This is a genomic window from Bacillus mycoides, from assembly GCF_000832605.1.
Lineage (GTDB): Bacteria > Bacillota > Bacilli > Bacillales > Bacillaceae_G > Bacillus_A > Bacillus_A mycoides.
Genome location: NZ_CP009692.1, coordinates 4402558 through 4424477, shown reverse-complemented (window position 1 = coordinate 4424477; position 21920 = coordinate 4402558). Strand labels below are relative to the sequence as shown.

Genomic DNA, 21920 nt, shown 5'->3' with positions numbered 1-21920 from the left:
GTAAGAAGGGTGATGGATAGAATGAAAATTGAAGCAGTTATTTTTGATTGGGCAGGTACGACAGTTGATTACGGATGTTTTGCACCATTAGAAGTATTCATGAAGATTTTTCATAAACGCGGTGTTGAAATTACAGCAGAAGAAGCTCGCAAACCAATGGGGTTATTGAAGATTGATCATGTTAGGGTATTAACGGAAATGCCCCGTATTTCGAATGAGTGGAAGCATGTCTTCGGACAATTACCAACAGAAGAAGATATTCATGAGATGTATGAAGAGTTTGAAGAAATTCTCTTTGCTATTTTACCGTACTATGCCACGCCAATTGATGGGGTAAAAGAAGTGGTTTCTTCACTACGTGAAAGAGGTATTAAAATTGGATCAACAACTGGTTATACGAGAGAAATGATGGACATTGTTGCAAAAGAAGCAGAAATACAAGGGTATAAACCTGATTTTCTTGTGACGCCAAATGATGTTCCAGCAGGTCGTCCATATCCGTGGATGTGTTATAAAAATGCGATGGAACTCTGTGTATACCCAATGAATCATATGATAAAAGTTGGAGACACCGTGTCAGATATGAAAGAGGGCAGAAATGCTGGAATGTGGACAGTTGGTGTAATCCTCGGTAGTAGTGAGCTCGGTTTAACGGAAGAGGAAGTTGAGAATATGGATCCGTTAGATCTTCGTGAAAAAATAGAAGTAGTTCGTAATCGTTTCGTTGAAAATGGGGCTCATTTTACAATTGAAACGATGCAGGAGCTCGAAAACGTAATTGAACATATCGAGAAACAAGAACTTATTATTTCATAAAGGGGGGCACACGATCATGAATGAAAATCACTATTTATTATTAACACCAGGACCATTAACGACAACAAAAACTGTAAAAGAAGTTATGTTATACGATTGGTGTACGTGGGATGTTGAATATAACACTATGGTGCAAGATGTAAGAAATAGGCTTGTATCGTTAGCGACAAAGGAAGAAGAAAAGTACACAACAGTTTTAATGCAGGGAAGCGGTACGTTTGCGGTTGAAGCAGTAATTGGTTCTGTTATTCCTAGAAACGGAAAGCTGCTAGTTTGTACAAATGGTGCGTATGGTAAGCGGATTGTACAAATGGCAGAGATGTTACATATAGATGTGGTGGTCAGTCAAACAGAAGAGTGGGAGCCTACTAATATTGCAGAAGTAGAACAGTTATTACAACAAGATAAAGAGATTACGCATATTGTAGTTGTTCATTGTGAAACAACTACAGGTATTATTAATCCAATTGTAGACGTATGTAAATTGGGAAAACAATACGGAAAAGTTACACTGGTTGACGCAATGAGTAGTTTCGGTGGTATTGAAATAGATATCGCTGAGTTGCAAATTGACTTTCTAATTAGTAGTGCGAATAAATGTATTCAAGGTGTTCCCGGATTCGGTTTTGTCATCGCAAATCGTGATGAACTATTGAAATGTAAAGGGCAAGCTCGTTCTTTATCATTAGATTTATATGATCAGTGGGAAACGATGGAAGAGCAAAATGGGAAATGGCGCTTTACTTCACCTACACATGTTGTACATGCTTTTTATCAGGCATTACTTGAATTAGAAGAAGAAGGCGGGATAAGAGCCCGTTACAATCGATATTATAGCAATCAAAAACTACTAGTGCACAAAATGAAAGAAATGGGCTTTAAGCCATTAGTAGATGAAAAATATCAATCTCCTATTATTACATCTTTCATTTATCCAGAAGCAGGATTTGAATTTTTGCAGCTATATAATGAATTAAAGCGATATGGATTTGTTATTTATCCAGGTAAAATTTCGAAAGTAGATACGTTCCGCATTGGAAATATCGGTGATGTACATGAAGACGATATTAATCGCTTAGTTGATAGTATTGCTAAAGGGGTTGTTATAGGGTGAAAGTATTTTGCTTAGGTGGAGCAGGTAAAATTTGTCGTGAAGCAATTTTAGATTTAGTTCAATTTTCATCTTTTGAGACGATTACGGTAGCCGATTTTAATGAAGAGGAAGGCCGAAAAGTAGTAGAGTGGTTAAATGATCCTCGTGTTGATTTTGTGAAAGTCGATGTGACAAATCATGAGGATACGGTCGCAAAAATGAAGGGCTATAACATTGTAATGGATGGTACGACGATAAAGTTAAATGGATTGTCTACTCGCTGTATCGCAGATGCCGGTTGTCACGGTGTGAACTTAAATGGATTTGGTGAAGAAAATGAATCCCACTCCAAATTTGTTCAACATGGAACAACATGTTTACCTGGGTTTGGTATGACACCAGGTGTAACGCAAATGATGGCCATGTATGCAGCAAATCAGTTAGATACTGTAGAGTCAGTTCGAGTAAGTCATGGCTCGTATCGTCCAATTGCTTTTTCTGCATCAATTACAGAGACAACGACATATGAATATGATCCACATTTGCCGACGCGTACAGTGTATGAGGAAGGTGAATTTAAGCAAGTACCTCCGTTTGCGCGCCCGAGAGAAATTGAATTACCAGCACCTTACGGAAAAACAATGCAGTATATAATCCCGCATTCAGAAACGATTACGTTAGCGAAGGCACTGGAAGATAAAGGTGTACAGCTTATTGAAACAAGAGGAACTTGGCCAGAGCAAAATATGCAGCTCGTTCGTGCTTTATATGATTATGGTATATTGCGTAATGATCAAATTGAAATAAACGGTAAAGAAATTGGTATTATGGATTGTATTTCGAAGTATCTATTAAAATCGAAAGAAGGACAAGCAACAGAGCTTTATGGTTATGCACTTCATGTAGAAGTAGTAGGTATGAAAAATAATCAAGAACAAAGGCATGTGTTATACCATACGCATCCGCTATCTGACGGTTCTGTAGTAGGTTGGGAGAAATTAAGGGCCTATACAAGAAATGTTGGTATCCCATTTGGAATCGCTACAGAGTTAATTGCAAAAGGAGTAGTTAATAAAGTCGGTGTTATTACTCCTGAAGAAGCTTTCGAAAATCCACAAATTATTTTTGACGAACTAGAAAAGCGCGGTATTTATATTCATGAAGAGATTTTCACTGAAAAAGAAAATTATAACTTTGTATAAGTAAGACAGTTTATGAGGTAGATATAAATGGGGTGAGGCTATGTCTGTAGTAGGTGAAGAGAGAAAGAGGACAATTCTTGAGAAGGTAGAGTTTAAAGGAAAAGTAAAAGTTTCAGAATTAGCGAGAGAGTTCGCAGTATCAACAGAGACGATTCGTCGGTATTTAGAAGAATTAGATCGTGAAAAAAAATTGAAGAAAGTGTACGGTGGAGCCGTTCAACTTCCGGGAGCTGGGATAGAGGCACCGATGTTAGAACGAGAGATGCTGCATATAGAAGAGAAGAAAAGAATTGGGTATAAAGCAGCAACGTTTGTGGAAGATGGAGATGTTATTGCGATTGATGATGGAAGTACACCACTTCAAATGGTGCCATATCTTGTTCATCGTAAAAATTTAACGATTGTAACAAGTTCATTTCCAGTAGCAACACAATTAATTTCTTCTATTAATAAAAAGATGTTTCACGGTGAAGTTTTATTTATAGGCGGGAAAGTATCTCCAAAACATTCACGTGTGTCGGGGTCTATTTCACAGCAAGTAATTCATCAATTTCATTTTCATAAAGCATTCGTTTCGATTGATGGGTTGTTGCAAGGTTTTGGGGTTTCTAGCTTTGAATTAGAAAAGGCGAAACTGTCAGAAGCGATGATGAAATTAGCTGAGAAAACGTATATTTTATGCGATCATACAAAGGTAGGCGTCAAAGGGAACTACCGAATAGCAGGATTTTCTCGTATTCAACATATTATTTGTGATAAGAAAATGCCCTATAGTTTTGAAGAAGAAGTCAAAAAGCATAATATTCAATGGACAGTTTGCTAAATGAATTGAATACGTTTAGACTCCCACCTAATTTTTAGGTGGGAGTTTTACTATCAGCAAGTAAAAAAATAAAAGCTTTGTATTTATGCAAAAAGTGGACACATTTTCTCATCTCGTTCATATAATTTACCAATACAAAAAAAGTTGGTCGAAGGAAAGAAGGGAAAGTATGTCGGAACGGATATATAATAAACTTGTATTGTATGCAAACATTTTGCAAAAAATTGGTGTTATTAATGAAAAAGAAAAAAGTGAAATCCTTCATACGATAGGCAAAAAAGCCCTTTGAGTAAAGGGTTTTTTATTTTTTATCTATGGAAATATAAACGTAATGTAATATTCTTATTGACAATGATAATGAGATTCATTATCATTTATTATGTTAGCAATTGATAGTAATTATCAATTGAAATATATATAAGATAAGGGGATATTATTTTGAAAAAAAGTTATATTAAAGCTCTAGTAGTAGCAACAACATTAGCTATTCCATTTGCTGCGTATTCTACTCCAGCGTTAGCAGCAATAAAAATTGAAGCAAACCAGTCGGTAGCAGCAGCCAGTGATCGCACGTATGATACTGAGATTAAAATATATAAGGATCAAAAAGATGAGCCATCTATGGTTTCTCAGTACATAAAAAATCCTAAAGTAGCAATTGAAGATGGGAAAAAAATCGTTACTGTAACAATACAAGATAGCGATTATTTTCAATATCTTAGAATAGAAGATAGAAATCAACCTGGTGTATTTCATGATGTGAAAGTTCTGTCAGAAGATAAAAGAAAAAATGGAACGAAAGTAGTCCAATTTGAAATTGGCGAATTTGAGCAGAAGCACAATATGCAAATGCATATATTTATTCCGGCTATTGGATATGATCACAAATATCAAGTTCAATTTGAAATTAAAGATCCAACTGTAGGTGAAAAAGAAACAGAGAAACCAGATGATAACTCTAATTCAGGCAATACGGAAACAGATAATCCAGTTGATAATCAAAATATGATAACAGATAACAAATTAAGAGAACTTGTTAATAAAAAAGTATTTAATAGAAAAGATTTAAATACACCAATTACGAAAGAAGAGTTATTACAAGTAAAGGACTTGTTTTTAAACACGAATGAGATTCTGGATTATAGTGCATTAAAATATATGCCAAATTTAAAATCTTTAACAGTTGCGAATGCGAAGATAACAGATCCGTCGTTCTTTGCGAATTTAAAGCAATTAAATCATTTAGCTTTGCGTGGTAATGAATTTTCAGATGTAACACCACTTGTTAAGATGGAAAATTTAGAATCTCTTGATTTGAGTAATAATAAAATTACAAACGTTGCACCACTAATTGAAATGAAAAATGTAAAAAGTTTATATCTATCAGGCAACCAAATAGAAGATGTAACAGCATTAGCGAAAATGGAACAGCTAGATTACTTGAATTTAGCAAATAATAAAATTACGGATGTTGCTCCATTAAGCGCATTGAAAAATGTAACATACTTAACTTTAGCAGGTAATCAAATTGAAGATATTAAACCGTTATATTCATTACCTTTAAAGGACTTAGTATTAACGCGTAATAAGGTTAAAGATTTATCGGGTATTGATCAAATGAATCAATTAAATAAATTATTTATCGGTAAAAATCAAATTGAAGATGTAACACCACTTGCTAAAATGACTCAGCTTACAGAATTAGATTTACCTAATAATGAGTTAAAGGATATTACTCCATTATCAAATCTAGTAAACTTACAAAAACTTGATTTAGAAGCAAATTATATTTCAGACTTATCGCCAGTTAGTAAGTTGAATAAGTTAGTATATTTAAGTTTTGTTGCAAATGAAATCCGCGATGTTAGACCAGTAATAGAACTAAGTAAGAAAGCTTATATTAATGTCCAAAATCAAAAAGTCTTTTTAGAGGATACAGAAGTAAATAAAGAAGTAAAAGTACCTATATACGAAAAAGACGGCGAGGTATCTACAAAAATCCGTCTGAAGAGTGATGGTGGTACGTATAGTAATGGTGTAGTGAAATGGAGTACACCAGGTGAGAAAGTATATGAATTTGGAGTGAAAGATCCATTTGCGGATACAGGAATCTTCTTTACAGGATCTGTAATTCAAAATGTAGTAGAAAGTAAAGGGGACAACAATTCTAAAGAAGATGAGAAAGTAGAGGTAGTAGAATTTAAAGATGTACCAAAAGGACATTGGTCAGAAGAAGCAATTCATTATTTAGCGAAAGAAAATATTTTCAAGGGATATGGAAATGGACAATTTGGATTTGGGGATAATATTACTCGTGGACAAGTTGCATCTTTAGTACAAAGGTACTTGAAATTAGAAAGTAAAGTAGAGCAGAAAGAGATGTTTACTGATACGAAAGGGCATATGTTTGAGCAAGATAGTGCTACAGTTGCACAAGCTGGAATTATGCAAGGAGATGGTACAGGTAAGTTTCGTCCAGAAGGAGTATTAACTAGGTACGAGATGTCAGTAGTATTACAAAAAGTATTTCAGTTAAATGAAAATAAAAATAATTTGGAGAACTTTACAGACGTACCAACAGGTCATTGGGCAGAAGGATATGTGAAAGCATTAGTGGATAATAATATATCAAAAGGTGACGGGAATGGGAACTTTTTAGGGGATGATTTCGTAACACGTGAGCAATATGCGCAATTTCTGTATAAAGCAATAAAAAAATAATAAATGAGAAAAATACGTTATTCTTTAATAAGAAGAATAACGTATTTTTTATATGTACAAAATCAAGTGCTAAATAGATAGGAGTGTTTACATGTGATAGGCCTATTTTTCCGATAGGTGCTGAAACCATATTGACAAAAAGGCATTCTCGTGTGATAATTCAATTAAATTTTTAGAATAATCAAAAAACATTCCTTTTATATAGAAAGGATTTGAATATTATATTAATATTACGCCGGGGGTGACGAAATGTTATTTTTTCTGAAAAAATGGAACGAATTAAAAGATGTGAAAGCAGAATTGGCACTTCGCGATTGGTTTTATGGTACGAAAATTAGTTTATCGATGTGTACGTCAAAAGAGCCATTAACATTTTTAGTGAATGTAGAGGGAAGAGATAAAGGGGTATTTTCTGAAGAAGATTTTATTGTCGTAAATTGCATGTGTGAGCCAGTATTTGAAAACGAAGAAAAACCAGCTATAGAGTCATTTATGCATGCGGATATTTATAAAAAAAGTAGTGCAGAATGCATTTTACAAGTCCAGACTGTAGATAGTCATTTAATGTCAGAGCTATATGGGAAAGAAGGAGAAGTAACATTCGAAAAACGTAGTGTGGAACGTGTTTTTGGAAAAGACGGTATTACAGAAATGACAATTCCAATTGTAGAAGATGAAAAGAAATTCGCTAATTTATTAGAAAATAATGTTCCGAATTTTATTGAAGGTGGAGGAGTAGTCCTTGTTCATAATTACGGAATGATCGTGTGGGGGAAAACTCCAGAAGAAGCGAAAAAATGGTTGGAAGGTATAGAGTATTTAATGAACTATCACGTAAAGCTTTTAATGATAAAAGGGGCAAAAAGTTCTGTTATATAAAGATGTATTCACAGAGATTACCATCCCTTAAAAATGAAAGCGTTTTAAAAAGAGATTTTACTCATAAAATATAGGTCTCCTTATTATATATAGATTACATGTTGACATGTAAGGAGGAACATATTTTGCGAGTTAAATATCATTTTCTGCCAAAACAGCAGGTGACATTTTGCAAAACGAATGATTCTGGTGAAAAGGCGTTACAAATTATGAATGAAACGGGATTTCGCGCAATTCCTGTATTAGCAGAAAATGAGAAGGAATTCACGGGGATTATTTATAAAGTAGATCTTTTAGAAAAGAAGTGTAATAGCAGATTAGAGGATGTAAGTATAGAAGATGTACTGGAAAGTCCAAATTCGTTTATTTTTGAAAAGGATTCTTTTTTTAGAGCTTTTTACGTTATTCGTCGTCTCCCGTTTTTAGCGGTTTTAAATGAGTATAATGAATTTGTCGGCATTTTAACACATTCTAATGTATTTGATGTCATTGAGGATTCGTTCGGTATGCGGACGGGTGGTTATATATTAACAATTGCAACACAAGATTGTAAGGGAACAATTAAAGAGCTTGGGACATTATTAAAAGCATATAATATCGGTGGACTGTTTACGCTTGATAACGGTGATCAATATATTCGCCGTGTTATCGTAAATATATCGGATGAGTTAAATGAAAAAAAATTAAAGCAATTAATTGAAAAGATAGAGAAAAAGGGATTCAGGGTGAGTCATGTAGATTATATTTAAGTTGAAAAGGAAAGGTACCTATCTGCTATGTGTAGATAGGTATCTTTTTTAGTGCGAGAAATGAATTTTATTTTGAAACAGAAGGTGGAGATAATGCTAAATCAGATAAAAAAATAAAGTCTGCATGCTCACGAATTTTAGGAATAGAAGTTTCGATAATACGTGATGTAATTTCACCTGGAGCCCCAACGTGTCCTATAGCTACCATAATGGGTTTGTCTTGGATTTTTTTTATGAGTAATTGTGCTTGTTTTGAAATGTGACTTACCGTATATACATCATCAAAAAATAATTGGTTTTCAATAATAGGAACGCCTAATTCTTTACCGATTTTTGGGACAACACTATTAGGGTTTGTTTTACTATCTAAATAAAATAAACCGTGTTTTTTACAGGCAGAAAGTATAAGACGTACAATCCTTTCATCAGCGGTTACTTTTGATCCCATATGATTGTTCATTCCTATTGCATGAGGTATTTCTTGAATTGCTTGTTCGAGTCGGTTGTTTATTTCTTCATCGCTTAAATCTGTTGTAATCGCTTTTGGTCCAAGCCACTCTTTTTTTCCTCTAATTGGTTCCATTGGCATATGTATAATAACTTCATGCCCTTTTTTATGGGCAGCTATTGCATCTTGTTTAGTAGAAGGAAGAAATGGCATAACAGCAACAGTGAGTGGAATAGGAAGTGATAACATCTTATCTGTGCCTTTCATATTATTGCCGAAATCATCGATGACAATAGCAACTTTATTCGTATGAGCGTTTGCTTGAATAGGAAAGAGGAAGAATGGTATGAACAGGGTGAAGATAAGAACTGTAATAGTATATTTGCGCATATAAATATTTCCTTTCTATTTTATCCCGCTATTTGCGGGCAGTAAGACTCCCACCTCAAAATTTGGCTGGAGTAAAGAAGTTAGGTGGAAAATCCACTGCCCATAAACGCCCGATTGGTGAAGGCTAATAATTAGTGGAGGATGGACAAAACCCCCACTGATTAAAGTTCACTTTATCAATCATCATTATGTTTTGCGTTTTTACATAAATTAAACAAAAAATGTCGAAGAAAAGTACATTGAAAATAGAGAATCCACTGTTTACTGAGTATTTACAAAAAAGAAGATGAAAAAAATGTCTATTATTGCGAATGTATTTACAAAGATAGAATAATTTGTAATAATTCTCAAAGTGAGGGTAAGGATTTGTAAATTACAGGGGAAAAATGTTAAAATTTCTGATTCTTCAATTTTAAATAGAATTAAGTGTTTAAAGGGCTAAAGTAGAAGAGGCGTTGAGAGTATGGAAGAAAAATAAGGGGGATATGGATGTTTACTGTAAAAAGGAAGTACACATTAGAAAAGCTTTCGCATGATATTCATATGAAACGTGAAGAAATGATTCATTTAGGATTAACAAGTGGGTTAAATAGTATGGAGACAATTCAAGTTAGTCAAGAATTGGACAAGCTTATCGTACAGTATCAGCGTTACAAAGAAAAACAAACACCGAAATGGTTTTCAATTATAAAGGTTCCTATTTTTCAAATTGGGTATGAAGGGAAATCAAACAATTTTTGGAGAATGTTTGTAGCTGGTTTTATGAAATAAGTATAATTACCCTTTTAGGATAAGGATAATTATACTATGTGTAATGGAATCTCTATATGAACTGTCGTTCCTTTGTTTTCTTTACTATCAATAAATATATGCCCATTGTACATCTCTACAATTCGTTTACATATAACAAGCCCAAGACCTGTTCCAGTATCTTTATTAGTAAAGAACGGATGAAAGAGGTGTTTTTGAATATGTTTAGGAATCCCTTTTCCAGTATCAATAATTTGCAAGTGTGCGTGTTTTTCGTTGTTTGTTACTACAATGGTTAATGTATCACCAGAAGCCATAGCTTCAATTGCATTTTTTGTAATGTTTAAAACCACTTGTTTCATATGGTCTTTTGAGCAACGTATATGAACAGGGTGGTCTGGCAAATGTAAATGAAATACAATGTTATGTAGATTCGCTTCAGATTGGATAATTAATGCGACCTCATTAAGAATCGTTCTTACATCATATGTTTGTTCAATGATGGCAGTTGGTTTTCCAAGAATAAGAAATTCGCTTACAATTTCATTAATCCGCTCTATTTCTTGTTCGATTACGGAAAAGTACAACTGATCCTGTTCATCTTTATATTTCTCTTTTAACAGAGCAACGAGTCCTTTAATTCCAGTAAGAGGGTTACGGATTTCATGAGCTGTACTAGCTGCAAAAGTTCCAACCAATTCAATTTTTTGTAGTTCATTTTGTTGTCTTTCTAGTTTTGTTTGACGTTTTAATAACATATATTGAGCAAGTAAAAATAAAATAGACATTAAAAATAAAGTAGCTATACACTCTATTGAAACTAACTGGTATAAAGTTTGTTGATGAATAGGTAACGGAGAAACAGAGACTTTCCAATTTAATCTTTGGAGTGGGGTAGTAAGCATGTTAGAATGCCCATCGCTTGTTTCGTTATTATCATCGGTTAAAAAAACTACATCATGTTTATCAGTCACTTCGAAATGATATTGTGGTTTAATAGCATTTAAAGAGGCTGAAATGTAGTCAAAGCGTAAACTTGCTAATAATAATCCTGAGAGTTCCTTTTGTCTATTAAATATTGGAGACGCAATCATAATAGCTTGATGTCCAAGAACGCGATCTGTAATAACTGATGATACAGTTGTTTTCTTAGATTGCAATGCATCTTGGATGTATTGGCGGTCAGAAACGTCAATAGGCGGCGAATCGCCTTGGGATGCGAGTGTAATCATCCCATCTGTCGTAGCGTAATATAGACCGGAAAAACGTTGATCATTTCCATCGGTATCATGTACAATCTGTTTAATCCCATTGATGTTGCCAGTTTCGGTCCCTACGACTTTTGCGAGCATTTCTAAGGCAGATATAGCTTCACCAAGGTGATGGTCTAAATAGTCTCTATATAAAAAGAGAACAGTGTGAGCAGATAGTTTGTTTGCCTGTTTCATTTGATAAGTGTGATATGAAAAAAATGTGGCACCAATCCCTATCGTTGGCAGTATAACAAGCAGTATGTAAAAAACTATGCTTTGTAATTTGACTTTCAAATTTGGTACTCCTTCTTTTTTTATTATCATTATATATAAACTATGTTAAAATTGTCATGTTTTTATTCAAGAATCATTTGCATTACATTAGGGAAAGGAAAAGGAATGAGTGAATATTCATTCGGAAGTTGTAATGAGGTGCTACGTTGCTTTTCTTTTTGTTGCGGAGAATTTAAGTGAAGGGTTGAAATGGTATGACATCAAATAATGAGCGAGAAGACATTTCTCAATCTTTAAAAGTATTTATTGCATTATCCCGTGTACATCGTTCTGTTATGGATACTACAAATAAATCCATACAAAGTAACGGATTAAATCCAACTGAGTTTGCTGTATTAGAATTACTATATCATAAAGGAGGCCAACCACTTCAGCAAATCGGTGAGCGTATTTTAATAGCTAGTGGCAGCATTACATACGTTGTAGATAAGCTAGAGAAAAAAGGGCTTGTAAAACGAATTCCATGTCCAAATGACAGGCGTGTTATTTATGCACAATTAACGGAGTCTGGAGAGAGCTTTATTGCTTCTATTTTTCCAGGTCATGAGCAAGTTATATATCAGTCTTTTGAAATGTTAACGAAGGATGAGAAGGATGAATTACTCGAGCTATTGAAAAAAATTGGAAAGTATGAAAAATGATGATATGTTCCAAAGGAGCTTTGGATAAAGAAATCCAAGGCTTTTTTGTGTGCATGTATTTATGACATCATCTACCGCATTTTGCTGAAGAATAAGAGGAGATTTGTAAGTAAGAATTGAATTATAATAATGATGCATATAATGGAGAGGGGGCTCGTTCATGTCATTTAAAGACTATGAATATAAACGGCCAAATATTGAAGAATTAAAAGGGAAATTTACTGTTGCTTTAGAGAAGTTTGATAACGCAAAAACTGTAGAAGAACAAAAACAAGTTATCAATTCAATTAATGAAATTCGTAATGACTTTGGTACAATGGGTAACCTTTGTTACATTCGTCATTCTGTTGATACGACAGATGCCTTTTATAAGGATGAGCAGGATTTCTTTGATGAATTCTCTCCAGTTGTACAAGGGTATGGTACAAAGTATTATAATGCGTTAATTCATTCTCCATTCCGCGAAGAATTAGAGGCGTATTATGGAAAGCAATTATTTGCTCTAGCTGAATGTGATTTAAAAACATATTCAGATGAAGTAGTGAAAGATTTACAATTAGAGAATAAATTGTCTTCACAATATACGCAGTTATTAGCATCTGCAAAAATTGACTTTGCAGGAGAAGAAAGAACGTTATCGCAACTTATTCCGTTTATGCAAGGAAAAGAAAGAAGTGAACGTAAAGCAGCAAGTGAAGCATACTACGGATTTTTAGCTGAGAACGAGGAAGAGTTAGATCGTATTTATGATGAGCTTGTTAAAGTGAGAACGAAAATCGCAAAAACACTTGGTTTTAAAAACTTTGTTGAATTAGGATATGCAAGAATGTATCGTACAGATTATAATGCTGAAATGGTAGCGAACTATCGTCAGCAAGTATTAGATTATATCGTTCCAGTTGCAACCGAGTTAAGAAATAGACAAAAAGCACGCATTGGTGTAGAAAAGCTCGCTTATTATGATGAAAACTTTGAGTTTGCTACAGGTAATCCAACTCCAAAAGGCGATGCCGATTGGATTATTAATCACGGGAAAACGATGTATAAAGAATTATCAGCTGAAACAGATGAGTTTTTTAATTTCATGCTCGATAATGATTTATTAGATTTAGTTGCGAAAAAAGGAAAAGCTGGTGGTGGATATTGTACATATATCGAGAATTATAAAGCGCCATTCATCTTCTCAAACTTTAATGGAACGTCTGGGGACATTGATGTATTAACACATGAAGCTGGTCATGCTTTCCAAGTATATGAAAGTCGTAAGTATGAAATTCCAGAATATAATTGGCCAACATATGAAGCATGTGAAATCCATTCAATGAGTATGGAATTCTTTACATGGCCATGGATGAAGTTATTCTTTGAAGAAGATGCGGATAAATATTATTTCTCACACTTAAGTTCAGCACTTCTATTTTTACCGTACGGTGTATCTGTAGATGAATATCAACATTATGTATATGAAAATCCAGAAGCATCGCCAGCAGAGCGTAAGTCAGCATGGCGTAACATAGAGAAGAAGTATTTACCACATCGTGATTATGAAGATAATGATTATTTAGAGCGTGGTGGTTTCTGGCAACGTCAAGGTCATATTTATAGCTCACCTTTCTATTATATTGACTACACGTTAGCTCAAATTTGTGCACTGCAATTTTGGAAACGTGCAAGAGATAATAGACAAGAGGCTTGGGAAGATTATGTGAATCTTTGTCAACAAGGTGGAAGTAAATCATTCTTAGAATTAGTAGAAGTTGCAAATTTAACATCACCATTCGCTGAAGGGTGTGTAAAAAGTGTAATTACAGAAATTGAAGCGTGGTTACGTGCTGTTGACGACACAAAATTGTAAAAAAACATGCACTTTTTTCCTATGTTTAACATCGACATAATAGAAAAATGATGAGATAATAAAAGAAAATTCAGAATTATTTTAGGGGTGTTTCTAATGGGGAGCGCCCCTTTTCACCAACAAAAGGGGGGAAAGCACTATGCTTCAATCTAATATGGATGTTAGTTTAGAAACTTTAGTCCACTCATTACAGTCTACACGAAGCACGTTGTTATCAGAAATTGAAATGTTAAATGATACGGAGGTGAATGTAAAGCCACGCCGTGATAAATGGAGTATTATTCAAATTTTGCATCATTTGCATTTAGTTGAACAGTCTGTCACATCTGCCCTTGTATATGCTTTGCAAAAAAAAGAAAGAAAACTTGCTCCATTTAAAGACCTCCAACTTACGCTTGATCGCACACATAAAAGGGAAGCTCCTCAACAAATGAAACCAACAGAAACATTAATGAAAAAACTGCAAGGAATTCAATTACTAGAACATTCACGACAAGAATTATTACATGCCCTTCATAGTGTAATAGATGAAAAAGAATTATTTGAAAATGGATTAAAACATCCTATTTTTAATGATTTGAATTTATATCAATGGGTTCAATTTCTAGATTTACACGAACAAAGACATCTTACACAGCTAAAAGAAGCGAAACATGCAATTTTACAGCGTTAAAATGAAAGAAGTGGGGAACCGCTTCTTTTCTTTTTTACTCATGCATAGTTTTCTTTCTCATTTTGGAATACTACATGGAGAAAAGAAAAGAAGGAGTTGAAAAGCATGTCAAAGAAAAAGAGAGAAGAAGAGCGCGCCTGGAAAGCTCGGAAAGAAAATCAAAAGCCACATGGAAAAGTGAAAGCTTTTGCAGAATTAGTTGAAGGAACAGAAAAAACGTGATGAAGTTCATCACGTTTTTTGTATGAGTGGGAAAGTTAATAAGAAGGTTGTACCTGTCCCTTTTTCGCTTATAATATCAATCTTTCCATCCATTGCTTGAATGACGCTGAAGACGACCATCATTCCGAGTCCTGTCCCTTTTTCTTTCGTTGAGTAGAAAGGTGATCCAAGGCGTTTTATTTGTCCTTGATCCATACCAACTCCTGTATCTTTTATATATAATTGTATATGTTTATGGTCTGGAACTAATGTAAGAATAAGATCGCCACCTGTAGGCATAGCCTCAATACAATTTTTAAAAATATTTAATAAACATTGGTTCAGTTTTTGCTTTTCGCCAGCGATAAAGAAAGATGTACTTTGTTTTATATAATTTATACGAACATTTGCTAAATTGGCGAGAGGTGTGATCAAAGACAACGCATGAAGTAATTCTTCCTCTACTTGTAATTGTTGTTCTTTTTCAATACTCGGTTTTGCAAAAGTTAAGTAGTCTGTAAGAACGTGATTTGCTTGCTCGATACCATTAATGGCTATGTCGATATATAATTTTCGTTCTTTCTCAGAACATGTATCTGACTGTAAAAGTTGTAAAAAACCTTTCGTTGCAGTTAAAGGATTACGAATTTCATGAGAGATAGAAGCTGCCATTTCGCCGATTAAATGAAATTTCTCAGCGTTCATAAGTTCATTTTGGAGACGAACTTGCATTTGTAATATGTGTAGTAAATATAAAATAAGGATCGTGCCAATCATCGTACATAGTTCGTACACAATGATATGTGGTATATAATCTGCCTCATTTGTAACACTTGCAAGGAAAAATGGTATCCAACCAAATCCATAAGTAAGACTGTAAAAAATAGCAAGTGTTATTTTTATATGATTAGAACTTCGATTAAAAAATTTGTATGTTAATAGTAGAACAATAAATAGGAGAATAGAAGCGATAAAGGATGGAAACGCACCTATTCCTCCCAATAAAAAGCGATAAATGTTTAATACAGCTAAAATAGAACCACCAGCAATAGGCCCTCCCGTTAACGTGCCGACAATTAATACGATATGTCGCATGTCGAACTGAAAACCATTATTTGTTTTTGCTGCGAAAGTGATACATAGTATGGTAGCGAGGCAACACAATACAATAAATATGGCTGAATTTAATTTAGGAGATCGTTTCCCTTTCTGATTCCAAAATAAATGATATACGAGCATTGTAACGAGAATAGATAATATATTTAAAAAGAGGTAAATAATAAAGAGTTCCAGTGGGATGCCTCCTCTCTTCTAACATTAAATTAATCATACTATAAAATGAAATAAATGAAATGCGAAATAGCGGAAAAAATCAGAAATTTTTTCTGGTAGTATACAATATGTTACAATAATCTTTGTCAATGAAAGAAGAAATTCCGTGCACTGCATGGGAGAGGTTCGCGAACTCCCTCTATAAAAAACTATGGAAACAACAATATCATTAGGTATTGTTTTGTTTTTTTATTGTGACAGTTCAAGAACGTTCTTTCTTCTTATTCGTAGTAGAGAAGGAGAATGAGTGAAATGAAAAAAGAAAAAGCAGTTGTTGTTTTTAGTGGTGGACAAGATAGTACAACATGTTTATTTTGGGCGATACAGCAGTTTGAAGAAGTGGAAGCTGTAACATTTAACTACAATCAACGTCATAAATTAGAAATTGATTGTGCAGTGGAAATTGCGAAAGAGCTAGGAATTAAACATACGATACTAGATATGAGCCTATTAAATCAACTTGCTCCAAATGCGTTAACGAGAACGGATATGGAGATTACACATGAAGAAGGTGAATTGCCATCAACATTTGTAGATGGACGAAATTTACTATTTTTATCATTTGCGGCTGTATTAGCAAAACAAGTTGGAGCACGTCATATTGTAACGGGTGTATGTGAAACTGATTTCAGTGGTTATCCAGATTGTCGTGACGTGTTTGTGAAATCATTAAACGTTACATTAAATTTATCTATGGATTATCCGTTTATTATTCATACACCACTTATGTGGATTGATAAAGCAGAGACATGGAAATTATCTGATGAACTTGGAGCATTTGAGTTTGTTAGAGAAAAAACATTAACATGTTATAACGGAATCATTGGTGATGGTTGTGGTGAATGTCCAGCATGTCAACTTCGTAAAGCGGGATTAGATACGTATCTACAAGAACGCGAAGGAGCGAGCAACTAATGGATAACTTTTTTGGATTTCGCATCGTAGAAAATTTGCAAAAAATGGACAAGGATATTCAGCGTGAACAACTCAAATATCATAATAAAAGAGTAATGGTCAGCAAGGAATTTACATTTGACGCAGCGCACCATTTACACTGCTATGAAGGGAAATGTAAAAATTTACATGGACACACATATAAAGTCGTATTTGGAATTAGCGGATATGTAAATGAAATAGGCCTTGCAATTGACTTTGGAGATATAAAAGAGATTTGGAAAAATGAAATAGAAATTTATTTAGATCATCGCTATTTAAACGAAACATTGCCAGAAATGAATACGACTGCTGAAAATATGGTCGTTTGGATTTATGAAAAGATGGCAGAAGCATTAACGAAAGATAATCGTGCGAACGAATATAAGGGAGCTCGTGTTGAATTTGTTCGTCTTTTTGAGACGCCGACTAGTTATGCGGAAGTAAGACGGGAGTGGATGCTCGATGAGTAAAATCCCCGTCTTAGAAATATTTGGTCCAACCATTCAAGGAGAAGGGATGGTTGTAGGACAAAAGACAATGTTTATCCGTACAGCGGGCTGTGATTATAGCTGTGCTTGGTGTGATTCTGCTTTTACATGGGATGGATCGGCCAAAGATCAAATTAAACAAATGACACCGGAAGACATTTGGAATGAGCTTGTAGAAATTGGTGGAGAAAATTTTTCTCATGTTACGATTTCGGGTGGAAATCCTGTTTTGCTGAAAAATATGCAATTTCTTCTTTCTATATTAAAGGAGAATGGAATGCGAACAGCGGTAGAAACGCAAGGGAGTAAATGGCAAGATTGGTTGCTTCAAATTGATGAGGTAACGATTTCTCCAAAACCACCAAGTTCAACTATGAAAACAGATTTTCATATGTTAGATTCTGTTATTCATAAACTAGCAGGGAAAGATTTTAGTTTAAAAGTAGTAGTATTCGATGATCAAGATTTTGAATATGCAGTTAAGATGCACGAGCGTTATCCGAATGTACCATTTTTCTTACAAGTAGGGAATGATGATACGAAAACAGTGGATGATGCGGTGCTTATAAAAAAGCTATTAGAAAAATATGAGTGGCTTATTGAAAAAGCTGTGAATTGTAAAGAAATGAATGATGCGAAAGTACTGCCTCAGCTTCATGCGTTAGTATGGGGAAATAAACGAGGGGTATAATGAGAAGGGATGTTTAAAATGGCAGGAAGATTAGATGAAGATTTAAAAGATGTAACATTATTAGGAAATCAAAATACAAAATATTTATTTGAATATAGCCCGGAAATTTTAGAGGTATTTGATAATAACCATCCAAACCGTGATTACTTTGTAAAATTCAATTGTCCTGAATTTACAAGTTTATGTCCGAAAACAGGACAACCAGATTTTGCAACAATTTATATTAGCTACATTCCAGAACAAAGAATGGTAGAGAGTAAATCTTTAAAGCTATATTTATTTAGCTTCCGAAATCATGGTGACTTCCACGAAGATTGCATGAACGTTATTATGAATGATTTAATTAAATTAATGGATCCACGCTATATTGAGGTATGGGGGAAATTTACACCACGTGGTGGTATTTCAATCGATCCTTACTGTAACTACGGCCGCCCAGGAACTAAGTATGAGAAAATGGCAGACTACCGCATGATGAATCACGATTTATATCCAGAAAAGATCGATAATCGTTAATATAGAAAGAAAGGATCTGTATGATATACAGATCCTTTCTTTCTATTATATTATGCATGTTGATTAATGACAGTATAGTTTTTATGGCTTACAACTGTAAGAGGTTCCATATCTAGTTCTCTAAAATTCTCCATAATTGTTATATCAACAATAACGGAGTTTTGATTTACCTTTTGAACACGGCCTTGCATTCCACCTTTAAATTCAATGATATCTCCAGTTTCTGCGATCTGCATAAGCAACTCTCCTTGTTCCAGTTTTCCCAAAAAAAGAATAATTTGGGCTTTTTTATTTCTTCTTATTTTGAACTATATTTACTACTTTGTAAATGTTTCCAAAGTAAAAATTCGAAAAATATTCACTTTTTGTAAGAAAATATGTAAAAAATATTGTTTAGGAGAAGAATGATGAAAATGCATACATCTTTATACGGGAGTATAATAAAAGATACAATGACCTACTAAAGTGGGAGAAATTAGGGGCTGGAAAATGATGTTTGAAATTGTGGGGAGCTTTATAGCGATTTTATTATTTTTATTTTCATATATACAGTTGAAGAAAGTGCGTCATCATGAAACAACTACATATTTTGATGGACTGGATGGTGTGCACAACTCGATAACACATGATAGTGGTGGGGATATATAACTTTCTTTTTATGCATGGTATGATGGCAAGAAGAAATAGTACGTAATATAGTTCGTAAGTGATGAATGGGGAGTGGAAAGAATGCGAATTTCTTTTATTCGTCATGGTCGTTTGGACAGTACTATAGAGCCAATGACAATTATTTTATTTCGTGAATGGATGAAGCAATATGATTTAGGGACTACAGTAAAAGAAACTCCTATACCAATTGAAACAATTGAGGCGATTGAATCAGCGAAACTGGTTGTAACGAGTGATCAAAGGCGCGCTGTACAGTCAGCGGCTGAGTTATTGGATTCCCTATCTTTTGTGCAAAATCCTCTTTTTAGGGAAGCGGAAGTTCCAACGAGTTTTTATGCTCCAAAATGGTTGAAATGTAAACCGAATGTATGGATGTTTATTGGACGTACACGATGGATAGTTGGTTATAGTAAAGAGGTTGAGTCTTATAAGGAAGTACGAGAAAGAGCAAGGCAAGCCGCTAATATGTTGCACCGCTATGCGCTCGTACATGGACATATTGCCCTTGTAGGTCATAGTTATTTTAATGCGATGATTGGGACTGAACTGAGGGCAATGGGGTGGTCTGGTTCGCCTATTTTTCATAGGAAGCCATGGGGATGTACAACGTATACATTTCATGAGGCGATGGATGGAAATGTATTAAATACAAAATTAATTTAAAAGAGGCTGTCCCTTTGGCAGCCTCTTTCTCTACATAACAAGTAAAAAAGAATTGTCCTTTTAAGATATAGAAACCAATGACCGTAATGGTTTTATTAGATGGGCATACGATTCACCGACGAGCATAACGGTTTTATCTTCTTTGTAACCAAGTTTTTCATATAGTGAAAAAGCGCGTTTGTTTTCTAAATTAACAAGTAAGGCGATTTTTTCATGCCCTTTTTCAGTTGCATGAAGTTCAGCTGCATCGATTAATTTAGAGCCAATACCACGTCCACTGTACATACTTGAAACTGACAACGTGTCAATATAATACTCATCAAGTTCAGCTTCTTTTTCTAACGTAATGGATTCGTCTTCATGTAGTTCTCTTAAGTAGTGTATGATTGGTGCATCAAGTTGTTCAGCGTCACTACCGTGATAAACGACAATAACCCCAACTACCTTTCCACCTTGTTCAGCCACTAAACAGTTTTCATAGCTCAATCGATTATTTTCTTTTACGAACCATGTTTCAAGTCCTAGTATTACTTTTGCTTCAACTGTGCTACCTGTGATTTTTTCAGCAATTTCGTGCAGAGCGTTATACAATAAAGGTGCTACTTCTACCGCATCTGTCTTTTTTGCTTTCCGAATCATAGTATCCCTCCTAGTTCTAAATGTATATTGTAGCATAAAATAAAATATCAAACAGTGATTTGGAACTTTGTTATACAGGGTATCAAAAAGTTTGATATAGAGAAGTAGCTATGTTAGTATATGATATTTAGTGCGAATATAATAAAGTGATATAGATATAAAAATAATGAAAGTGAATTACATAATAGTAACGGGATAATTTTACCGTTGTCGACCTATAGAAGATGCGATAGAATAAAATATTGCAGAGAGGTGAAATACATGGATAAACAATTAGCAAATACAATTTTGGATCAGCTGAAAAATGATGAAATAAAGGAGTATGTTGCGACGAAAGATGTATTTTATACGTTCAGAGAAGTTGTTGTAAATCGAGAAGATTTTAAACATATTATCGGGAACGCACAGCGCGGTGGACAGGTAATTTATACATATTCAGAAACACCACGTTCATAAATAGAAGATAAAGGAGAGGGGAATTATGGGGGATTTTAAACAAGGCATATTGCCACATTGGGATTATATGTGGAAAGATAGAGCTGGGAATAGGTTTATGGGAATGGTTATGTATCCAGAGAAACGAAAATGTTCAGCAAAAATGCTTCAGAAAATAAAAAGGGCGTATGAACAAGCAGTAGAAATTAAAGTAACGGTACAAGTTCAACATACATATCAGTACGTAGAAGGAATGATCGTATACTTTGATGAAGAAGCTCCTGTATGTACAATGCTCGATAAAGATGAGAATCCACATCATATATTTGTAAGAGATATTTTGCGTATTGAGCACCCTGAATAATTTTTTTCATAAATAAATTGAAGTTCCATAATAATAATCTTTTTCTATAATAGTTATCTTTTAGTATGTAACGAGGAACGAAAGAATATGTATAATATTTAATAAAGTAAAATTGATAAATGTAATCGTTTGTTAGAACAGATTATCGTTTAATATCTGTTCTTTTTTGCGTGATGCTGGAGAAATATATTACTCCAGCATTTACTGTTTTATGACAAAAAATATTGGTAACTTTTTTAAAAATAAGGTTAAATTCGTTGACAACTTTTTTGAAAAGCACTTTATTGACATGAGTTTTAGAATGTTGTTTCATAGTCTTTGTATTGAAAAAAATCGACGGTCATGTCGAAAAGTAAAAGTTAAAAAAAGAAAGAATTTATACATATATCTTGTGTCTTA

25 protein-coding genes and 1 riboswitch are annotated in these 21920 nt (G+C 34.1%); of the genes, 20 read left to right on the top strand and 5 right to left on the bottom strand.

Annotated elements, in window-relative coordinates; translation table 11 throughout:
• The first annotated feature begins 21 nt into the window (after positions 1–21).
• From phnX to cbpA, 7 genes are all read left to right on the top strand, one after another.
• Positions 22–816, top strand: coding sequence for a phosphonoacetaldehyde hydrolase (gene phnX / locus BG05_RS24495; protein WP_002186358.1), 795 nt, complete (start codon positions 22–24; stop codon positions 814–816).
• Between the two features lie 16 nt (positions 817–832).
• Positions 833–1930: a 2-aminoethylphosphonate--pyruvate transaminase gene (gene phnW / locus BG05_RS24490; protein WP_002168848.1), complete on the top strand. Its 1098-nt coding sequence runs from the start codon at positions 833–835 to the stop codon at positions 1928–1930.
• Complete coding sequence (locus BG05_RS24485; protein ID WP_002126167.1) at positions 1927–3111, top strand: saccharopine dehydrogenase family protein; 1185 nt, start codon at positions 1927–1929, stop codon at positions 3109–3111. The genes phnW and BG05_RS24485 overlap by 4 nt, the downstream gene beginning before the upstream one ends.
• 40 nt (positions 3112–3151) lie before the next feature.
• Positions 3152–3934, top strand: coding sequence for a DeoR/GlpR family DNA-binding transcription regulator (locus BG05_RS24480; RefSeq protein WP_002030497.1), 783 nt, complete (start codon positions 3152–3154; stop codon positions 3932–3934).
• A 438-nt stretch (positions 3935–4372) separates the two neighbouring features.
• Positions 4373–6655 (top strand): NEAT domain-containing leucine-rich repeat protein, encoded by a 2283-nt coding sequence (locus BG05_RS24470; protein WP_003188254.1) that lies wholly within the window; start codon positions 4373–4375, stop codon positions 6653–6655.
• 249 nt (positions 6656–6904) lie between these two features.
• Complete coding sequence (locus BG05_RS24465; RefSeq protein ID WP_002011549.1) at positions 6905–7534, top strand: class II aldolase/adducin family protein; 630 nt, start codon at positions 6905–6907, stop codon at positions 7532–7534.
• A 125-nt stretch (positions 7535–7659) separates the two neighbouring features.
• Positions 7660–8283: a cyclic di-AMP binding protein CbpA gene (gene cbpA / locus BG05_RS24460; RefSeq protein ID WP_002126172.1), complete on the top strand. Its 624-nt coding sequence runs from the start codon at positions 7660–7662 to the stop codon at positions 8281–8283.
• A gap of 67 nt (positions 8284–8350) precedes the next feature.
• On the opposite strand, the gene BG05_RS24455 is transcribed toward cbpA, so the two are convergent.
• Complete coding sequence (locus tag BG05_RS24455; protein ID WP_002011545.1) at positions 8351–9121, bottom strand: divergent polysaccharide deacetylase family protein; 771 nt, start codon at positions 9119–9121, stop codon at positions 8351–8353.
• Between the two features lie 489 nt (positions 9122–9610).
• Between BG05_RS24455 and BG05_RS24450 the strand changes: the two genes are divergently transcribed.
• The gene (locus tag BG05_RS24450; protein WP_002011543.1) at positions 9611–9892 is read left to right on the top strand and encodes an aspartyl-phosphate phosphatase Spo0E family protein; all 282 of its coding nucleotides are present in this window, start codon (positions 9611–9613) and stop codon (positions 9890–9892) included.
• Between the two features lie 29 nt (positions 9893–9921).
• Here the strand turns inward: BG05_RS24450 and BG05_RS24445 are convergent, their stop codons facing one another.
• On the bottom strand, positions 9922–11418 hold the full coding sequence (locus BG05_RS24445) for a DUF3149 domain-containing protein (RefSeq protein ID WP_002186354.1): 1497 nt from the start codon (positions 11416–11418) through the stop codon (positions 9922–9924).
• A 194-nt stretch (positions 11419–11612) separates the two neighbouring features.
• Here BG05_RS24445 and BG05_RS24440 point away from each other — a divergent pair, with 194 nt between their 5' ends.
• From BG05_RS24440 to BG05_RS31745, 4 genes are all read left to right on the top strand, one after another.
• Positions 11613–12059 carry a MarR family winged helix-turn-helix transcriptional regulator gene (locus tag BG05_RS24440; protein WP_002011538.1) on the top strand — a complete coding sequence of 149 codons (447 nt, stop codon included), beginning with the start codon at positions 11613–11615 and terminating at the stop codon, positions 12057–12059.
• A 160-nt stretch (positions 12060–12219) separates the two neighbouring features.
• Positions 12220–13914: a M3 family oligoendopeptidase gene (locus tag BG05_RS24435; protein ID WP_002011536.1), complete on the top strand. Its 1695-nt coding sequence runs from the start codon at positions 12220–12222 to the stop codon at positions 13912–13914.
• Positions 13915–14053: 139 nt separating this feature from the next.
• Complete coding sequence (locus tag BG05_RS24430) at positions 14054–14587, top strand: DinB family protein (RefSeq protein ID WP_002030551.1); 534 nt, start codon at positions 14054–14056, stop codon at positions 14585–14587.
• 105 nt (positions 14588–14692) lie between these two features.
• Complete coding sequence (locus tag BG05_RS31745; protein ID WP_000038354.1) at positions 14693–14809, top strand: DUF6254 family protein; 117 nt, start codon at positions 14693–14695, stop codon at positions 14807–14809.
• A gap of 9 nt (positions 14810–14818) precedes the next feature.
• On the opposite strand, the gene BG05_RS24420 is transcribed toward BG05_RS31745, so the two are convergent.
• Complete coding sequence (locus BG05_RS24420) at positions 14819–16027, bottom strand: ATP-binding protein (protein ID WP_002186353.1); 1209 nt, start codon at positions 16025–16027, stop codon at positions 14819–14821.
• A 208-nt stretch (positions 16028–16235) separates the two neighbouring features.
• Positions 16236–16279: riboswitch (PreQ1 riboswitch) on the top strand.
• A 93-nt stretch (positions 16280–16372) separates the two neighbouring features.
• Here BG05_RS24420 and queC point away from each other — a divergent pair.
• The 4 genes from queC to queF are packed head-to-tail and all read left to right on the top strand — an operon-like array spanning position 16373 to position 18751.
• Positions 16373–17035, top strand: coding sequence for a 7-cyano-7-deazaguanine synthase QueC (queC, locus tag BG05_RS24415; protein WP_002186352.1), 663 nt, complete (start codon positions 16373–16375; stop codon positions 17033–17035).
• On the top strand, positions 17035–17526 hold the full coding sequence (gene queD / locus BG05_RS24410) for a 6-carboxytetrahydropterin synthase QueD (RefSeq protein WP_002011526.1): 492 nt from the start codon (positions 17035–17037) through the stop codon (positions 17524–17526). The genes queC and queD overlap by 1 nt, the downstream gene beginning before the upstream one ends.
• Positions 17519–18235, top strand: coding sequence for a 7-carboxy-7-deazaguanine synthase QueE (queE, locus tag BG05_RS24405; protein WP_002126181.1), 717 nt, complete (start codon positions 17519–17521; stop codon positions 18233–18235). Before queD ends, queE begins: the two co-directional genes overlap by 8 nt.
• 18 nt (positions 18236–18253) lie before the next feature.
• Entirely contained in the window at positions 18254–18751 is a 498-nt protein-coding gene (queF, locus tag BG05_RS24400; RefSeq protein WP_002086808.1) for a preQ(1) synthase, read from the top strand.
• Between the two features lie 50 nt (positions 18752–18801).
• Here queF and BG05_RS24395 read toward each other — a convergent pair whose 3' ends face one another.
• Positions 18802–18987, bottom strand: a complete 186-nt coding sequence (locus tag BG05_RS24395; RefSeq protein ID WP_002064385.1) for a YkvS family protein — start codon at positions 18985–18987, stop codon at positions 18802–18804.
• Between the two features lie 253 nt (positions 18988–19240).
• On the opposite strand from BG05_RS24395, the gene BG05_RS31210 reads away from it, so the two are divergent.
• On the top strand, positions 19241–19399 hold the full coding sequence (locus BG05_RS31210; RefSeq protein ID WP_002126183.1) for a hypothetical protein: 159 nt from the start codon (positions 19241–19243) through the stop codon (positions 19397–19399).
• An 81-nt stretch (positions 19400–19480) separates the two neighbouring features.
• A complete protein-coding gene (locus BG05_RS24385) occupies positions 19481–20083 on the top strand; it encodes a histidine phosphatase family protein (protein WP_002126185.1) in 603 nt (200 codons plus the stop codon).
• Positions 20084–20143: 60 nt separating this feature from the next.
• Here the strand turns inward: BG05_RS24385 and BG05_RS24380 are convergent, their stop codons facing one another.
• A complete protein-coding gene (locus tag BG05_RS24380; protein WP_002168839.1) occupies positions 20144–20722 on the bottom strand; it encodes a GNAT family N-acetyltransferase in 579 nt (192 codons plus the stop codon).
• 261 nt (positions 20723–20983) lie between these two features.
• Between BG05_RS24380 and BG05_RS24375 the strand changes: the two genes are divergently transcribed.
• Both BG05_RS24375 and BG05_RS24370 read left to right on the top strand, forming a co-directional pair.
• Positions 20984–21178 (top strand): hypothetical protein, encoded by a 195-nt coding sequence (locus BG05_RS24375; RefSeq protein ID WP_002011514.1) that lies wholly within the window; start codon positions 20984–20986, stop codon positions 21176–21178.
• A 25-nt stretch (positions 21179–21203) separates the two neighbouring features.
• Complete coding sequence (locus tag BG05_RS24370) at positions 21204–21521, top strand: hypothetical protein (protein ID WP_002011512.1); 318 nt, start codon at positions 21204–21206, stop codon at positions 21519–21521.
• Positions 21522–21920: the final 399 nt, after the last annotated feature.